Genomic DNA, 18,605 nt, shown 5'->3' with positions numbered 1-18,605 from the left:
TGCTACTTTATTTCTTTTGATATGAATTCTTCGTAAAATCCTTTCAATTTATTACTTTCTTTTACTACTTCTCCAATGACAATTATGGCAGGCGAACTTAATTTATTCTCCGTCACAACTTGTTGAATTGTATTGATTGTTCCAACACCAATTTTCTCTTGAGCAGTAGTTCCATTTTGAATAATTGCAACTGGAGTTTCTCCTTTAGATTCTTTTTGGAACAAATCGATAATCTGAGACAGTTTGCTCATCCCCATCAAAATCACAACAGTTGCCGATGATTGCGCTGCTAAAGCCACATCATTTGACAATTTTCTATCAGACGTTGTACCCGTAATTACCCAAAAACTTTCCGAAACACCTCTTTTAGTCAATGAAATTCCTTGATAAGCAGGAACAGCAATCGAAGATGAGATTCCAGGCACTACAAATGTAGGTATCCCAAAACTTTCTACAAAGTCTATTTCCTCACCCCCACGACCAAAAATAAATGGATCACCACCTTTTAACCGAACCACATGCCCGTAGGTAAGCGCGTTATCTACAATTAATTGGTTGATTTGGTCTTGCGTGTATTCATGACAGCCTTTTCTTTTTCCAACGAATATTTTAATTGCTTTTTTAGGAGCATAACTTAAAATTTCTTCGTTTGCCAAAGCGTCATACAAAATCACATTTGCCTCAGCCAGTGCCTTTGCACCTTTGATTGTCAATAAGTCCGGATCACCTGGACCCGCACCCACTAGGGTTACTATTGGTTGTATCTTTTTAAGCATCGGCTAAGTCTTTTTCTCTGTACGATTCAATTGCTTCAAAAAAGACAATTGCATCTTGAATGTAATTTTGTGCAAATTCAGCAGAAGGTTCATTCTGATTGATTTGGTATACTAAATCTCTTAATGTTGTCTTCAATTGAATGATATTTGTTGCTACGAAAACTGTATCAAACAAATCGATAATTCCAGCTTGGTGATTTGTTTTTTGGTTTTCAGCCAATAATAATGCTTTGGCACCATTTACAAATCCTGCGTATGCCAAGTAAATTGCATCTGCCCATTTTGCATCATCAAAAGCTTCTTGTGCGAAAGTTAATTTATCTTTCGCTTCCAATAATAAGGTAGCCACTAAATCAATAACAACACCAGCGCATTCTCCAACTCCAACTGCTTTTACGTAGTTGTCTGCATTTCCCCAATCTACAAAATCAGCTTCGGTAAGATTAGTCAAATCGGCTAATGGTTTCAAAAATTCGTAGAAGTATTTCTCACCTTTGGCATCATAATAATTCAAGAATGATTGTCCGTTCCCATTCGCTTCAAAATCATTTAAGATGAAACGCAATGCATCAGGTCCTCTTCGGCTTGGAATTTTGATTACTTTATCCGAAAATCTTCCGTTTCCGTTTCCTAAATTTCCTCCGCCTAATAAAACTTGTAATGCTGGCGCCACTAATTTCCCTGAATTAATTGACATTCCTTGGAAACCAATTTCGGCCATATTGTGTTGTCCACAAGCATTCATACAACCACTAATTTTAATCGTGATTTCCTGATTGTTGCTGTATTGTGGATATTCAGTTTTTAAAACTCTTTCTAATTCTACTGCGATTCCGGTACTGCTGGCAATTCCTAAATTACAGGTATCTGTTCCCGGACAAGCCGTAATATCTGAAATGGTATTGTAACCCTGAGCCACAAAATCTAACTTGGCTAATTCTTGGTAGAAAAACGGTAAATTTTCTTCTTTTACGTGACGAATTAAAATATCCTGTCTCAATGTAAAACGCAATTCATTCGCCGCATAATTTTTAATCAAATCCGCTAATAATCTTGCTTTATCGGTATAAAAATCCCCTAACAAAACTTTTATTCCAATAGCTACATAACCCGCTTGTTTTTGCGCAATTACATTTGATTTTTTCCAAGCGTCGAAAGCTGCCGTGTCTTCGATTACTACTTTTGGAACTTCCAATAAAGGAGCTGGAATTTCACCATCAAAAGCTGTCGTATCTATTTCAACTGTTTGATGAGACAATGCTTTTTTCTCTTCATCAACCAGTTTTAAAAATTCATCTCTACCAATATCTTTGATTAAGAATTTCATACGCGCTTTCAAACGTTTCGCTCTTTCGCCATAGCGGTCAAAAATTCTCAAAACACCTTCGGTTGTTGGAATAATTTGGTTTACAGGAATAAACTCTGACAATAATTCCGCGTGATGTGGCTGAGAACCTAATCCTCCGCCTAACATTACTTTAAATCCTCTTTCGCCATTTACAATTCTTGGAATAAATCCTAAATCGTGTAAATAACTCAACGCCGTATCTTTATCCGAAGAAGAAAATGAAATTTTGAATTTACGTCCCATTTCCTGACAAACCGGATTTCTCAAGAAAAACTGAAACATAGCGTGCGCATAAGGCGACACATCAAAAGGTTCTTCTAAATCAATTCCTGCTGTTTCACTAGCCGTAATATTTCTTACGGTGTTTCCACAAGCTTCACGAAGTGTAACATCATCTTTTTCCAGTTCAGCCCAAAGTTGTGGCGTTCTGTCCAAACTTACATAGTGAATCTGGATATCCTGACGCGTTGTAATGTGCAAACGTCCGGTAGAATATTCATCTGAAACTTTGGTAATACGAGTCAGTTGTTCGCTGGTCACCTTACCAAAAGGCAATTTGATACGAATCATTTGTACGCCTTCCTGACGTTGACCGTACACTCCTCTCGCCAAACGAAGGCTGCGGAAACGTTCATCATCAATTTTTCCGTCACGGAATAAAGCAATTTTTCTTTCTAAATCGATAATGTCTTTTTGGACAATCGGGTTTTCTATTTCGGTTCTAAAACTTTCCATCTGTGTGTTGTTTTTGGCAAAAGTTAGATTTAGTTTATAAATCCAACTCCAGCAGTTGTGTTGGTTGCAGCATCAATTAATATAAAAGCGCCGTTTGATTTGTTGTCATTATAGGCATCAAAATACAAAGCTTTGCTTAATTTAATATTTACTTCGCCTATTTCATTTATAGCCAATTGAGTCGCTGGTGTAACACCAGAATAATCTGTAGCGATTACGTTTTTCACGCTTTCAATTTTTGCCAAAACTCTGTTTGTATTGTGTTGTACCAAATATTTAGCACCTGGAACTAACTTTTTGCTGTCCATCCAGCAAATCGTTGTATTGATATCTTTTTCGATTTTAGGCAACTCATCCGATTTTACAATCATGTCGCCTCTTGTTACATTGATATCATTTTCCAATTCCAAAGTAATCGAAGAACCTGCAGTCGCTTCATCAAATTGCTGATCGAAAAAGTGAATATTGGTCACTTTAGATTCTGTCAAAGAAGGAAGAACTGTTACCGCATCACCCACTTTGATATTGTTTCCGTATAATTTTCCGGCATATCCTCTGAAGTCGTGATACTCTTCCGTTTTTGGTCGAATAACTGTTTGAACAGGGAAACGAGCTTTTCCTGTTTCAAAAACATCTTCCGGCTCTAAAGCTTCTAAATGTTCCAAAACCGTTTGTCCAGTGTACCACGGCATGTTTTCTGATTTGTCTGCAACGTTTCCTCCATTGATAGCACTCAACGGAATGTAACTTACGTTTTGCTCTTTGAATGAACTTTTGCTGTTCAATGCCTGAAAATCAGCTTTGATTTTATTGTAAACTTCTTCCGAATAATCAACTAAATCCATTTTGTTTACCGCAACAATCACTTCTTTTACTCTCAATAAATTATTGATAAAAAAGTGACGGTACGTTTGCTCAATAACTCCTTTACGAGCATCAATCAAAATGATAGAAACCTGCGAAGTCGAAGCTCCCGTAACCATGTTACGTGTATATTCTACGTGACCCGGAGTATCGGCAATAATGTAACTTTTCTTGGCTGTCGAAAAATAAATATGCGCCACATCAATCGTGATTCCTTGTTCTCTCTCAGCAACTAAACCATCGGTAGCCAATGAGAAATCTAAATAATCATATCCTTTTTGTTTGCTGCTTTTTTCTATTGCTTCAATCTTATCTGTAGTCAATGATTTTGTATCGTATAATAATCTTCCGATTAAGGTACTCTTTCCGTCATCTACACTTCCTGCTGTTGCTATTTTTAAAACTTCCATTATATATCTTTGTTTCAGGTTTAAAGTTTCAAGTTTTAAAAACTCCTTACCTTAAATCTTTTAATTTTTAAATCCTTAAATCTTTCAATTGGTATTCTAAAAGTACCCTTGTTGTTTTCTTTTCTCCATTGCAGCTTCAGAACGTTTGTCATCAATTCTGGCTCCTCTTTCTGAAATAGTTGAAGTTCTGATTTCGCCTACTACTTCTTGAATTGTTGCTGCGTAAGAATCAACAGCTGCAGTACAACTCATATCTCCAACGGTTCTAAAACGAACAATTCTTTCTTCAATTTCCTCATCTTCTTCTTGGTACACAAATGGAGAATGAGACCAAATCATACCGTCTCTCAAGAATACTTTACGTTTGTGTGAAAAGTAAATCGATGGAATTTCGATTTGCTCTTGCTCAATATAACTCCAAACATCAAGCTCTGTCCAGTTCGAAATTGGAAAAACACGAACGTTTTGACCATTTTCAATTTTCCCGTTCAAAATATCAAATAATTCCGGACGTTGGTTTTTCTCATCCCATTGACCAAAATCATCCCGAACAGAAAAAATACGTTCTTTAGCTCTTGCTTTTTCTTCATCACGACGCGCTCCACCAATACAAGCATCAAATTTGAATTCTTCGATTGCATCCAAAAGTGTAGTTGTTTGCAAACTGTTTCTGCTGGAGTATTTACCTGATTCTTCCACCACTTTACCTTCGTCAATAGCATCCTGAACATTACGAACGATTAATTCTAATCCTAATTCAGCAACCAATTTATCTCTGAAAGAAATAGTTTCCGGAAAGTTATGTCCCGTGTCTACATGCAACAATGGAAAAGGAATTTTTGCAGGAAAAAATGCTTTTTGCGCTAAACGCACCAATGTAATCGAATCTTTTCCACCAGAGAAAAGTAAAACCGGCTTGTCAAACTGAGAAATTACTTCTCTAAATATGTATATCGCTTCGCTTTCTAATGCGTTTGTTTTTAATATGGTACTCATTATTATTAGTTTAAAAGTTGAAAGTTTAAAGTTTAAGGTTGTTTAAACCTCATCTAAAATCTCTTAACTATTATTATTTTTTCTTTTCTCTTTATTCTAATCTCTGTTTTCTATTTCTGGTGTAAACCACATTCTTTATGACTGGATTCCCACCACCATCTTCCAGCTCTTATATCTTCACCAGGTGTAATGGCTCTTGTACAAGGCGCACAACCTATACTCACAAAACCTTGTTTATGTAGTACGTTTTGCGGCACATTATTATCATCTATATATTTTTGAACCTCTTCTAAAGTCCATTTTAATAACGGATTGAATTTTATAATATCGAATTTTTCATCGTATTCAAAAAGGTCTAAATCATTTCTATTTTCGGATTGCTCGGCTCTTAAACCGGTAATCCAAATCGAATTTCCTTTTAAAGCTTTAGTCAAAGGCGCTACTTTTCGAATGAAACAACATTCTTTTCTATTCTCTACTGATTCATAAAAGCTATTTGGGCCTTTTTGATTTAATAACTCTTCAACCGCACTTGTTTCCGGAAAATAAGTTTTAATATCTATTTGATACTTTTTCAAGGTCTTATGAAAAACATCATAAGTCTCTTGAAATAATCTTCCGGTATCTAAAGTAAAAATGGTAATAGGTAAATTATTTTTTCCAATTAAAGCCGTAATCACTTGGTCTTCCTGTCCAAAAGAAGTAGAAAAAACTACTTTGCCTTTAAATTCATCAGCCAAAAAAGTAAGCGTTTCCTCGATAGATAAGCTTCTTGTTTTTTCTAATAAAGTATTTGTTATCGCTATGCTCATAATTTCATTTCTCTTTATAATAATTTAGACAGTGTTTTTAAACTCAAAACAATAATTAAAATCCCTACCAAAATCATCATAGGCTTTCTCTTTATTTTATTGACTAAAATTGCGGCAATTGGAGCAGCAATCACACCACCCAAAATCAACCCTATAATCACTTGCCATCCTTGTATTCCTCCAAAAAGCATGAAAGTTACACCACTTGCAAAAGCTACCGCAAACTCCGCTGCATTGACAGAACCAATAGTATATCGTGGATTTCTACCGCGCCCTAATAAGGTCGAAGTCACAATTGGGCCCCATCCACCACCACCAACAGCATCCATAAAGCCTCCAAAAGAAGCTAAAATATTCAGTCGCTTGGTTTTCTTTTTAATGATGTTTTTCTGCATTGCTTTTCTGATGATTATAATTGCCAGCCCTATCATGTATACCGCAATAAAAGGCTTTATCGCATCCCCATCAATTACATCCGACAATAAATAAGCACCCGCAATAGAACCTAAAACACCCGGAATCAATAGATGTCTCACTAGTTTTTTATTGATGTTCCCAAAGCGATGATGAGAAATAGCCGAAGCTCCTGTTGTAAACATTTCAGCAACATGAACTCCTGTACTGCTTATCGCCGGTGGAATTCCATACGCCAATAAAAAAGAAGTAGAAGTTGCTCCATACCCCATTCCTAAAGTTCCATCTACTAACTGTGCAAAAACACCAATACAGAAAAAGATTAAAAATTCCTGATTAAAGCCTGCTATTAGGCCACTCCAAGAAAATTCAGCATGATGATTGTAAACCAATGTAGAAATTAATCCTACTAGTAAAACAACGGGAATAATAACCCACAAGCGTTCTTTAAAAGTAGTTTCCGATTTTTCATTTATCGTAATGGTTTTCAATTCTTTACTCATACTTTTTTTAATTCAATTTTCTTAAGCTTAAATCTATTGCCCTATCGGAATAGTAGATTATTATGCAAAAGTAAATAATTTAAGTTAACTACAAAATTTATTTTGTGATATATTCTTTAAAAGGCAATGTCAGCCAAGGTGTTACTTTCTAAGATTTTAAGTGTATTATCGCGCACCTCAATCATCAGTTTCCGAACCGCGCAAGTGGCTTCATCTGAACAGTCTACACAAGGCTCATAAAAATTATGGCTGGCACAAGGAAGTAATGCAATTGGCCCTTCAAGAATGCGATACACATGAGCCATATTGATGTCTTTGGGATCTTTTATCAAATAATATCCTCCACCTTTTCCTTTTTTGGCACCCAAAAAACCCGAATGGCGCAGTAATAATAAAATACTTTCTAAAAACTTGATCGAAATAGTCTCGCTCTTGGCTATCTCTGCTATTTGAACAGGAGAATTGTCTTTTTGGCGCGCCAAAAAAGTAAGAGCTTTTATTCCGTATTTTGTTTTTTTCGAAAGCATTTAAAAAAGATATAAGATTGAAGATTAACGATTTTTGATTTCAGATTTTACATAATCAGAAATCTATTTGTCTTTTATTGTAACAACAAAAATATACTTTTTGAATGAAAAATGGTGAAAGGAGATTAACGATTGTTGTTAGATTGGAAATCTGCTCCCGAAACTTCGGGAGAAAACCGTTAATCCCAAATCAAAAATCATCAAGACAATGCCTGCTCTAAATCGGCAATAACATCTTTAACGGTTTCCAGTCCTACTGAAACACGCACTAAACCATCGGTAATACTGACTGCCAAACGTTCTTCAACAGATAGCTTACTGTGTGTTGTTGATGCTGGATGCGTTACGATTGTTCTGGTGTCGCCCAAATTTGGTGATAAAGAGCATAATTTTATTTTGTCTAAAAAAGCTCTTCCTGCCTCAAGACCACCTTTTATTTCAAAAGCTACAATGTTTCCGCCCAAGTTCATTTGCTTTTGAGCAATTTCATATTGCGGATGCGATTTCAAGAATGGATATTTCACCTTATTCACATTAGGATGCTGCTCTAAAAACTCCGCTACTTTCAAGGCGTTTTCACAATGTCTATCTAAACGAATCGCTAATGTCTCTAAACTTTTAGACAATACCCACGCATTAAAAGGCGATAAAGAAGGTCCTGTAAGTCGGGAAAACAAATAGATTTTCTGAATCAATTCAGCATCACCAACTGTTATTCCGCCTAAAACTCTCCCTTGACCGTCCATTAATTTTGTAGCTGAATGCACTACTAAATGTGCACCCCATTTTATCGGTTGCTGTAAATAAGGCGTTGCAAAACAGTTATCAATAATCAAAATCAAATTATGTTTTTTGGCAATATTCCCAAGCAATTCCAAATCGATAATATCAACCGCCGGATTGGTAGGTGATTCGGCAAAAAGAATCTTGGTATTAGGCGTAATCAAACCTTCAATGGTTTCTGGCTTGTTAATATCAAAATAGGAAGTTTCAATATTCCATTTTGGAAAATAATTAATGAACAACGAATGTGTGGCTCCAAAAATACTACTGGAAGAAACAATATGATCTCCAGATTTCAATAAAGCTGCCAAGGTTGAATAAACCGCAGCCATTCCGGATGCAAAGGCAAAACCAGCTGCAGCACCTTCCATAGCACAAACTTTATCAACAAATTCGTTAGTGTTTGGGTTGCTATAACGGCTGTAAATATTTCTATCTTTTTCTTCGGCAAAAGAAGCACGCATGTCTTCGGCATCTTCAAATACAAAACTGGAAGTTAAATACAAAGGCACTGAATGCTCTAAAAATTGCGTTCTTTCTAGTTGGTTGCGTATGGCTTGGGTTTCAAAACCAAATTCTTGATTGTTCATTTTTTTATCGTTTAAGGTTTAAGGCTTAAAGTTTTTGGAACATTAAATCCAAATACTTTGCTTAAACTACAGTGGTTTATTATTCAAAACTACTTTGTAATGTATAGTTGCTGTTGGCTCTAATGTTTTAGAAACCGAACAGTACTTTTCAAAAGAAAGTTGTGCGGCTCTCGCTGCTTTTTCTTCGTTTATTGGCCCTTCCAAATAAAACACAATGTTAATATCCTTGAATGGTTTCGCTTCTCCAACTTGTACACGTTCTCCTTCTACCTCAGCTTTGAAAGAGGTGATTTCCTGACGTTGTTTTTTCAAAATTGAAATCATATCAATGGCGCTGCAACCAGCAACACCCATCAATACCAATTCCATTGGACTTGCACCCATATCATTTCCTCCAAATTCTGGTCGGCTATCAACGTTAACTATATGTCCTCTTTCATTTTTTAATTCGAAATGGAAATTGTCGTTTACTCTGTTTAATGTTATTTTCATATTATTCCCCTCCCCAACCCTCCCCGAAGGGAAAGGAGCCAAGACTGGAGGCAGTCCCTTTTTTTTAAATTTATATTTTATTACAACACGAATAGAAAAAGTAATATTGAAATAAGCCAGAACATACTATTGAACCAACCGTCTAAAAATAGTGCTCTATCCATTGTCCAGTAAGTATCAACACTGTTTCTTTTATATTTTAAGTAAAATGATTTGCTTAAAACATAATATGCAAACTGCGCCATCAATGGCACAAATAATGAATTAATGGCTGTGTTCTTTCCAAAACCAGCAGAAAAACTTATCAAAGCAACTAAAAATAATATTACATTTAAAATTAATAGTTTAAAAAACCATTGTTTATTATCTAATTTACTTTTGTCAAACAAAAACAGAATTGAAACATTCATTCCAACAATAATAAAAACGACATCCATACTATATGCTTTCTTACTGAACACTCAAAACTGAACACTGTTCACTTTAATTACCCTTTATCCGATAATCTCAAAATATCGCCAAAAACACCTCTCGCCGTTACTGCTGATCCTGCGCCTGCGCCTTGAATCACGATTGGTCGGTCTCCATACGATTCTGTGTAAATTTCGAAGAAAGAATCCGAACCTTTCAGCCCGCCTAAGGCAGTATCTGAAGGAACCGAAACTAATTTAACTTCCAGATTTCCTTTGTCATTTTGCAAGTCGCCTGACAATTCGCCTATGTATCGCAACACGTGATTAGGTTTTTGATCGGCTTTTATTTTCGCATAAATTGGATCGAACTCTGTCAATTTATTTAGAAAATCAGAAACATCTCCTTCACGTAAATGTTCTGGAATTAAATTTTGAATATCAATTTCTTCAAACTCATTTTGCAAGTCTAATTCTCTGGCCAAAATCAATAATTTTCTACCTACATCATTCCCGCACAAGTCCTCTCTTGGATCCGGCTCAGTATATCCGTTTTCAATTGCTTCTTTCAATATTTCGCTGAACGGAGCGTCTTTTGCAGAAAAATTATTGAATAAATAACTCAATGTTCCTGAGAAAACACCTTTAATTTTCGTGATATTTTCACCAGAAAGATGCAATAATTTAATCGTATCAATCAATGGCAATCCCGCTCCAACATTCGTTTCATAAAGATAACTTTTTTGATTATCTGCTAGCACTTTTCGTAATTTTTTATAAAAACTATAACTTAATGTATTCGCTACTTTATTAGATGAAATCAAATCAAAGCTACTTTCTGCTAGAGGAATATAATTTTCAACAAATGTGGCACTTGCCGTGTTATCAATCGCAATTAAATTCTCAAGATGATGCTCGGTTGCGTATGCAATTACGTCATTAATACTATAAGAGAATCCATTGTTTTGAATTTCATTTTTCCAATTTGGAGTAACACCATTTTTATTTAAAAGTACATTACTTGAATTGGCAATCGCAAAAACATTCAACTTAATGTCTTTTCTTTTTTCAATGGTTGCTGCTGATTCCAATATTTGATTAATCAACGTTCCGCCTACTAAACCATGTCCAAAAATAGCAATATTAATTTTCTTTGAAACTCCAAAAATCTCTCCGTGAATCACGTTTAAGGCTTTGTTCAGTTGCGATTTTTTCACCACCAAACTCACGTTTTTACCTGTAACCGTATTATTGAAAAGAATCGGGACAATTTTATTTTTTATCAACGCCGTATAAGGCTTGTGAAACGTACTCAAATCCTGCCCAATGATAGAAATCACCGAAACAGCATCGGTCACCGTGATTTTATTCACATCTTTCGAATAGAAATCATTTTCGAATTCTTTCTCTAGTTCAATCATGGCTTTAGTGGCTTTATCAGCGGCAACTACCAAACCAATTCCTCGTTCTGAAGAACCTTGAGAAATAATACTCACACTAATATCATTGTCGCCCATCACTCTGAAAATACGGGCATCAACACCAGTTTTACCAAGCAATCCTCTTCCTTCCAGATTCACTAAAGAAACATTTTCAAGTACCGAAAGCGTTTTAATGCCTTCCTTGTTAGAATTAGAAGTAATTAATGTTCCTTTATTTTCGTGGTTGAAAGTATTCAAAATACGAAGCGGAATGTTTTTTTCCAATAAAGGAATGATCGTTTTGGCATGAAGAATCGTCGCACCAAAATTGGCTATTTCATTCGCTTCATTAAATGACAAATGGTCAATCTTTTTAGCGTCAAGCACCAAGTCTGGATTAGCGGTATAAATTCCGTCTACGTGTGTGTAATTTTGTAATTCGTCTGCATTTAAGTAATTCGCTATCAACGAAGCGGTGTAATTACTGCCGTTTCTCCCTAAAGTGGTCGTGTCATTATTATTATTAGAACCGATGAAACCTGTAACAATATTTACGGTTGTTCCGTTGTTTTGTTTGAAATAATTGATGACATTTTTCTTCGAAATTTGTTCCAAAGGTTGCGCATCACCAAATTTTGAATCTGTTTTTATCAATTCTCGAGTATCGGCAAAACGGGCATTTATTCCATTTTCAACGAGAATAGCTGTCAGTAATTTTGCCGAAAGTAATTCTCCTTTAGATAAAACCTGGTCTTTAATTTTGTTGCTGTAATCACCAATTAAACTAACGCCTTCAAATAATTTTTCCAAAACATTGAACTCCTCAGACAAATCTACGTTCTCATATTCATCTTGCTGGTATTTTTTAAAATCTTCAAAAAGCAGTTTATAATCCTTATTAGTAGCCGCAACCTTTAAAATTTCTTCTAGTTCATCTGTGGCATTCCCTCTTGCTGAAACTACAATGGCAATTTCCTCTCCTTGATTTACTTTATCGGTTATAATCGCAACAACCTTATTTATTCCGTCGCCATTCGATAAAGATTTACCTCCAAATTTTAATATTTTCATTGTGTTGTGTTTTTTGGCTTAGAATATATCCTGAAGCAAATTATGTAATTGTTTGTATTCTATCAAAAAAGCATCGTGTCCATGAATGGAAACAATTTCCTGATAGCTAACCTTATTTTTATATCTTTTTAATTCCTCGTAGGTTGCTTTATTTTCATTTGCAGTAAAAAACAAGTCTGAATTGATTCCGATAATATGAATGTCAGCTTCAATTTTTGATGTTATTTCTTCGAATGAATCACTGTTTCTGGTAATATCTATCGTCTTCAACAGTTGATTCATCATTTTATAAGAGGAGATTTGAAAACGTTTCTGTAATTTTTCACCATGATGCAGCAACCAACTTTCTACATTAAAAATGGCTAATTCTTCATTAGTGGTTCGCTGAAATTTTGCCGCAAAAGATTCCGGAGTTCTATAACACAACATCGCATGAGTGCGAGCATCTTCAATAGGTTTTGAAGAATTTTTCAGAATTTGTTCCTGCAAAAAGCAATTGGCAATCAGCCAGTCTGTCGATTTCCAATCGGTTGCAATAGGAATTAAATGTTGTGTAATCTTTGGTTCTAAAGCGACCATTTCCCAAGCAATTCCTCCGCCAACAGAACCGCCAATAATGGCGTATAGTTTTTTAATTTCAAGAAATCGAATCCCTTCAATAAAAATTCTAGCAATATCTCTGGCATTAAAGTCCGAATAATTTTCGATAGTAAAACCATCAAATCCATTTCCGGGAACATTAAAAGCAAGTATCGTATATTTTGTAGTATCAATAGTTTTGTTAGTACCAATTAAATCATTCCACCAACCATTTTCGCCCACAACTTGAGAATTTCCGGTTAAAGCATGATTGACCAAAACGATTGGAGCAGTATGCAATTCAGGTCCAAAAACTTGAAAACTTAAGTTTAAGACAGCATAAAAAGCGCCACTTTCGGTGGTGAAATTTTGTAATGTGATAGATGTTGGTTTATTTTCCAATTTCAAATCTTTTATGATTTTTGACTTGTGTTTGGAAATATTAGAAAGAAAGCTAGGAGTTATCTAGACAAATTCTCAGTGTTATCTTTCCACGATGAGCGTGGTAGAATGCAGCACCTTCTTCGATAAATCGAAGGGTTGCTAAGGCTTCATCGGGTCTAATCCCTCTGCCTTTCTTTATAACATTTCAATACGTTTGTGAACTTAATGTGCAAATTAACCACTATTTTTTGTAACAACCAAATTTTTATGCGCAATCGATTTTTTGTTTGCTTCAAATAAAAACCTGAAAACAATAAACATACGATTGTTATTTTGACGAAGTATTATAAACCAATTACAGTTTTTACCTCGTCAAAACAACAACTTTAAATATCCTTTTGAGAATCTCAAAACCGAAAATAAATTCGGATTTATTAAATAAAAAGCGCTTCATTCTCTTGTGAATACATTAAAAAAAGTAATGAATTTGGTACTATTTTTTGTGCCAAAGCATCGTTTTTTGAAATTTCAAATCTTGGATGAATCAATTCGTTTTTTGAATCATTCTCCTTTTGTTTTTTATTCCTGTTATTAATCCTCTCTAATAATTGGAATGTTTTTGGGAAATACTTAGTTGTGCTCATAATTTTTAGGTGTTAGGTTTTTAATTCATTGTTGGTTTCATTCGCATTATGTTTTTTAAAAATAAAAGATAGTCTTAAAACAAAAAACCCTTTTAGATACGTATCCAAAAGGGTTTTAAGTTATTTGTAAACTTATACTTTTGGAATCAACAGACGTAAATACACATAATGGCCTTGGCAGCGATCATCTTATTGACAGTTGAATTATTTGTAAACTGGAATTTTAGGTTATTCATTTATATTTTTTATTTCTGTACTATTATTTCTGTTGTATTCAAAAAAAAAGCTTCCCGTTATCTGGGAAGCTTTTACTATATAATTTTAATTTAAAAATTATGCAATAAACGACCCTCAGGAGTTATCCTGTGCGACCTTAAACATATTACAAATATTAAATTTCATTTTTTACTTTTTTAGAAAATCAAATTTGCAAATTATTTTTTAAATATCCAAATAAGTTTCAAAAATATTTATCAAAATCCTATTAGTATTATTTTTGGCAATCAACAGAACCTGAAAAAAGATTTATCAGCAAAAAAAAGTTAAGATTAATTTGCAATTCAAAATGGTTTCATACATTTGCACCCGAATACAAGAGGAAAAATTTGAACTGATTGCAACCTCTTCATAATGAAACAAATTCATTATGGATGCTGAAGAATTTTCAGTAGAAAAAATGCTAAAGCAGGAACCCTCCTTTAGTCCTTTTCAGCAATTATTTTTTCTCGCTTAATTTAAAAATAATAATTATTATGGCCTATTTATTTACGTCAGAATCTGTAAGCGAAGGACATCCAGACAAAATTGCAGATCAAATTTCAGACGCATTAATTGATAATTTTTTGGCATTTGATGCTGATTCAAAAGTAGCTTGCGAAACTTTAGTAACTACTGGCCAGGTAATTTTGGCTGGTGAAGTAAAATCAAATACTTATTTAGATGTACAACAAATCGCTCGTGACGTAATCAGAAAAATTGGTTACACGAAAAGCGAATACATGTTTGAAGCCAATTCTTGTGGAATCCTATCTGCTATTCACGAACAATCTGCTGACATCAATCAGGGTGTTGACAGAAAAAATCCTGAAGAGCAAGGCGCTGGTGACCAAGGAATGATGTTTGGTTATGCTACTAATGAAACAGAAAATTATATGCCATTGGCACTTGATTTATCTCATAAATTATTGCAGGAATTAGCTATTTTAAGACGTGAAAATAACGAAATTACGTATTTGCGTCCTGATGCTAAATCTCAAGTAACTTTAGAATATAGCGATGACAATAAGCCAACTCGTATTGATGCTATTGTAATCTCGACACAACATGATGATTTTGACGAAGAAGCTACAATGCTTGCAAAAATCAAAAAAGACATCGTTGAAATTTTGATTCCAAGGATTATTGCAAAAAATCCAACGCATGCACATTTGTTCAATGATGCTATCCAATACCATATTAACCCAACCGGAAAATTCGTAATTGGAGGACCGCACGGAGATACTGGATTGACAGGAAGAAAAATCATTGTGGATACTTACGGTGGAAAAGGTGCTCACGGTGGTGGTGCATTCTCTGGAAAAGATCCAAGTAAAGTAGATAGAAGTGCGGCTTATGCTACACGTCATATCGCTAAAAACTTAGTTGCAGCTGGTGTTGCTGACGAGATTTTAGTACAGGTTTCTTATGCGATTGGTGTGGCAAAACCAATGGGTATTTTTATTGACACCTACGGAACTTCAAAAGTGAATTTGACCAATGGTGAAATTGCCAAAAAAGTAGAAGCTATTTTTGATATGCGTCCTTACTTTATCGAGCAACGTTTGAAATTAAGAAATCCAATCTACAGCGAAACTGCTGCTTACGGGCACATGGGACGTACTCCAGAAACAGTTACTAAAACTTTTTCTGCTCCGGGTGGAAACGAAAAAACAGTTACTGTTGAATTGTTTACTTGGGAAAAATTAGATTTTGTTGACCAAGTTAAAACTGCATTTGGATTGTAATACAACATTTATAATATAAAAAAGGGGATTTTGCAGATGCAAAATCCCCTTTTTTTGTATCCTAACTTACTCTTATAAATTATACTTTACAATAAAGGTTACAAATCTAGGTAGGATAATATTCTCATTGGCATTAAAACCATTTACACTAAATGAGTTATTCAATCTAGATCTTGTATTTAATAAATTATTGGCCTGAATCCTGTATTCAAATTTGGCGTCTTTTTTAATGTAATTCAAACTAGCCGTCATGATTTTAAAATCATTGGCAAGACCAGTCGATTCATTTTTAAAACGGTTAAAGGCATAATCCCAATTGATATTCAAACCATTTAGGAAATAGTAATTCAGTTTTACAGTAGGTGTTTGAGTAGTAAATCGATTGGCTGCTTGTTCCGAAAAATTGATGCGATATCCTAAATCTACATTGGGATATTTTTTGAACTGAGTTGCAAAAACTAAGTTGTACCCGTGATTGACATTTTCAATACCTTGAATAAATTCCTGAGTATTTCCATTCACCAGACGTCTGTTTAGCACAAAATTCCTGTTCCAACTTGCATTGATTCCCGCTGTTAATTTATAATACTTCTGAAAGCTTTTCGAATAAAATACATTCCCATTAAGATTTTCATTTTCAGCATCTAAATTCAAACGATCAGATGTAGAGTAAATACTTTGGAACAGAATTCCATTTACCACAGGGTTTTTTGTAGTGGTGTAACCTATACCTCCAAAAATAGTAGTAAAATTATACAAATTATACTTTGAGTAATTCAGTCTATGACTGGTTACAAGTGAGTTTTCCAATTGTGAATTTCCACGTGCAATGCTATTAAAATTCGTAAAAACATATCCTTCGACAAGTGCATTTACATCATTAAAACCGTTTCTCACGTTGAAGTTATACGTCAAATTTTCCGATTTTTTCAAATCCCATCGCGCAAACATATCCGGTAAGAATCGTGTAAAATTAAGTTTGAAAGGATTACCAAATTGCTCATTGGTGGTATTGTATTGATGAACAGAGAAACCAGGGTTAAATGTAAACTTGCCTGCAATAAATTTATAATGCAAACCCAAAAACGCATCATTAAAGCGATATCTCACATCATTATTATATGCAGCTTGCTCAACAGAATTAACAGTTTGGTCTTGTAAAATTTGTAAAATACTCGAATTATACGACTGAAAAGCGTTCGTATTTCCGGCAGTTACATTCAATATGCTTTTATTAGAAATTTGATAAAAGTAATCGATTTTTGCATCCAGCTTATTGGTTTTCACAAATCTAGATTGTTCGATATTCAATGTGTTTTCATTGACAAAAACCGCACTTGGATCATTTGGATTTTGTGAAGTAGCATTTTGATACGGATTGACAGAAAGTTGCGGATTATAAAATGGATCTTCGTCTTCGTATTGATGTTGCATTTCGAGCACCCAAGTAGATTTTGGATTCTGTGTATAAAACAAATTCAAACTCTGGTTGAATGAGGCTGGTGCTTGTTTTTGAAAAGCAATAACCGTATTTGAATTAGAGACCATTGAACCATTGTTCATTGTACTAAAATTAGTTTGGCTGTTGTCTACGTCTTGTTGATCATTTTTTCTAAAAAACGCGTCATAATCCAATTGAAAATTATCATTGGCTTTGTACTTAGAACCAAATTTTGCAATAAAGGCATTGTTTTTAGAATCGGTTTTGTTTTTTCTGTTTTCTAAAGTCGCTATATTAGTGGTGTTAGGTTCAAAAATCCCTCTTTCTGAATTAGTTATAGACTGATTGAAGGTTGACGAATAAGCCGCAAAACCGGATAATGTCCATTTTTTTGAAACCGAATGATTTATATTGAGTGTCCCAAATTTGTCACTTGCTTTGGCCACATTATCACCGCCAGACAAACCAAAAAAGTTTCGATTAAGCGTAAGTGTTGTCCCGCTGCGACCAATGGTATTTCTTGCTCCACCTGTTATTCTGAAAAAATCTGCAGAAGTCAAAGATACCTCACCAATATTATTCAAATTAACGATAGAGTTGATACTAGTTTTTGGAGAGTAATAAAATATTTTTGGATTGAAAATATAGCCCTTGTCATTTGCTAAACCAGCACTTACATCACCAAACCAAAATTTATCTTTTCCTTTTTTTAGTTTGATATTAATTGCAATGTCATCGTTGTTATTTTCAAGGCCTTTCATTTGCGACACTTCGTTAAAATTTCGTAGAACTTGTACTTTATCAACAGCATCAGAAGGAATGTTTTTTGACCCCAATTTAGTATCTCCCTCCATAAAGGGCTTTCCATTTACAAATAATTTTGCTACTTTTTTACCCTCTACTTGCACCTGACCGTCAGCCATTACCTCAAAACCAGGCAGTTTTTTAAACACATCTTCAAGCTTACGCTCTTCGCCTGTTTTGAACGAATCCGTATTATAAACAATTGTATCTCCTTTTATAGAAACTGGCATTTCGCGTACAATTTCTACGCCATCAAGCTCGATGCCGCCAGATTCCATAGTGATGTTTTCCACCATATTTTCGGCTAGCGTAGTAACGGTAACTTCTTTATTTTGCATACCCAAATAACTCAGTTTAATTACATACGCCGTATTAGGTTTAAGGTTCAACATAAACTTTCCTTTATCAGTTGTTATGGCATAGGCATCCATAGCTTTAGTAGTTTGGTTCACCGCCATGACATTGGCCATTTCTAAAGGCAGTTTCGCCTTATCTTGAACCACTCCTTCCAAACGGATGTTTTGAGCATAGGAAATAGAAACCACCACAAGGGCGATCAGTACTAGAATTTTTCTCATTTTAATTGGGTGTATAACTA

15 protein-coding genes and 1 riboswitch are annotated in these 18,605 nt (G+C 34.6%); of the genes, 1 reads left to right on the top strand and 14 read right to left on the bottom strand.

Going from position 1 to position 18,605, the window contains the following annotated elements:
• Positions 1 to 2: 2 nt before the first annotated feature.
• The 13 genes from cobA to IWX80_RS07610 all read right to left on the bottom strand — a co-directional run bounded on the left by cobA (position 3) and on the right by IWX80_RS07610 (position 13,759).
• Positions 3 to 776 (bottom strand): uroporphyrinogen-III C-methyltransferase, encoded by a 774-nt coding sequence (gene cobA / locus IWX80_RS07670; RefSeq protein ID WP_196852870.1) that lies wholly within the window; start codon positions 774 to 776, stop codon positions 3 to 5.
• Entirely contained in the window at positions 769 to 2,859 is a 2,091-nt protein-coding gene (locus IWX80_RS07665) for a nitrite/sulfite reductase (protein WP_196852869.1), read from the bottom strand. Before IWX80_RS07665 ends, cobA begins: the two co-directional genes overlap by 8 nt.
• A 29-nt stretch (positions 2,860 to 2,888) precedes the next feature.
• A complete protein-coding gene (locus tag IWX80_RS07660; protein WP_091173250.1) occupies positions 2,889 to 4,133 on the bottom strand; it encodes a sulfate adenylyltransferase subunit 1 in 1,245 nt (414 codons plus the stop codon).
• Between the two features lie 96 nt (positions 4,134 to 4,229).
• Positions 4,230 to 5,129: a sulfate adenylyltransferase subunit CysD gene (gene cysD / locus IWX80_RS07655; protein WP_196852868.1), complete on the bottom strand. Its 900-nt coding sequence runs from the start codon at positions 5,127 to 5,129 to the stop codon at positions 4,230 to 4,232.
• A 110-nt stretch (positions 5,130 to 5,239) separates the two neighbouring features.
• Positions 5,240 to 5,941 (bottom strand): phosphoadenylyl-sulfate reductase, encoded by a 702-nt coding sequence (locus IWX80_RS07650; RefSeq protein ID WP_196852867.1) that lies wholly within the window; start codon positions 5,939 to 5,941, stop codon positions 5,240 to 5,242.
• Between the two features lie 14 nt (positions 5,942 to 5,955).
• Positions 5,956 to 6,858, bottom strand: a complete 903-nt coding sequence (locus IWX80_RS07645) for a sulfite exporter TauE/SafE family protein (protein WP_196852866.1) — start codon at positions 6,856 to 6,858, stop codon at positions 5,956 to 5,958.
• A 116-nt stretch (positions 6,859 to 6,974) separates the two neighbouring features.
• Entirely contained in the window at positions 6,975 to 7,385 is a 411-nt protein-coding gene (locus IWX80_RS07640) for an RrF2 family transcriptional regulator (protein ID WP_113664375.1), read from the bottom strand.
• 200 nt (positions 7,386 to 7,585) lie between these two features.
• Positions 7,586 to 8,758 carry a trans-sulfuration enzyme family protein gene (locus tag IWX80_RS07635; RefSeq protein ID WP_196852865.1) on the bottom strand — a complete coding sequence of 391 codons (1,173 nt, stop codon included), beginning with the start codon at positions 8,756 to 8,758 and terminating at the stop codon, positions 7,586 to 7,588.
• Between the two features lie 66 nt (positions 8,759 to 8,824).
• A complete protein-coding gene (locus IWX80_RS07630) occupies positions 8,825 to 9,250 on the bottom strand; it encodes an OsmC family protein (protein WP_196852864.1) in 426 nt (141 codons plus the stop codon).
• Positions 9,251 to 9,330: 80 nt separating this feature from the next.
• Entirely contained in the window at positions 9,331 to 9,687 is a 357-nt protein-coding gene (locus IWX80_RS07625; protein WP_196852863.1) for a hypothetical protein, read from the bottom strand.
• A 50-nt stretch (positions 9,688 to 9,737) separates the two neighbouring features.
• Positions 9,738 to 12,152, bottom strand: coding sequence for a bifunctional aspartate kinase/homoserine dehydrogenase I (thrA, locus tag IWX80_RS07620; RefSeq protein ID WP_196852862.1), 2,415 nt, complete (start codon positions 12,150 to 12,152; stop codon positions 9,738 to 9,740).
• Positions 12,153 to 12,170: 18 nt separating this feature from the next.
• Complete coding sequence (locus tag IWX80_RS07615) at positions 12,171 to 13,133, bottom strand: alpha/beta fold hydrolase (protein ID WP_334682284.1); 963 nt, start codon at positions 13,131 to 13,133, stop codon at positions 12,171 to 12,173.
• A gap of 78 nt (positions 13,134 to 13,211) precedes the next feature.
• Positions 13,212 to 13,319, bottom strand: a riboswitch (SAM riboswitch).
• Between the two features lie 230 nt (positions 13,320 to 13,549).
• Positions 13,550 to 13,759, bottom strand: a complete 210-nt coding sequence (locus IWX80_RS07610) for a hypothetical protein (RefSeq protein ID WP_113637747.1) — start codon at positions 13,757 to 13,759, stop codon at positions 13,550 to 13,552.
• Between the two features lie 752 nt (positions 13,760 to 14,511).
• Here IWX80_RS07610 and metK point away from each other — a divergent pair.
• Entirely contained in the window at positions 14,512 to 15,762 is a 1,251-nt protein-coding gene (gene metK, locus IWX80_RS07605) for a methionine adenosyltransferase (protein ID WP_113637749.1), read from the top strand.
• A gap of 72 nt (positions 15,763 to 15,834) precedes the next feature.
• Here metK and IWX80_RS07600 read toward each other — a convergent pair whose 3' ends face one another.
• Positions 15,835 to 18,585, bottom strand: coding sequence for a carboxypeptidase-like regulatory domain-containing protein (locus IWX80_RS07600; protein ID WP_196852860.1), 2,751 nt, complete (start codon positions 18,583 to 18,585; stop codon positions 15,835 to 15,837).
• Positions 18,586 to 18,605 lie beyond the last annotated feature (20 nt).

Source organism: Flavobacterium sp. CAN_S2, from assembly GCF_015752255.1.
Classification (GTDB): domain Bacteria; phylum Bacteroidota; class Bacteroidia; order Flavobacteriales; family Flavobacteriaceae; genus Flavobacterium.
The sequence above is the reverse complement of the archived record's forward strand: the minus strand, read 5'-3'. Positions and strand labels throughout refer to the sequence as shown.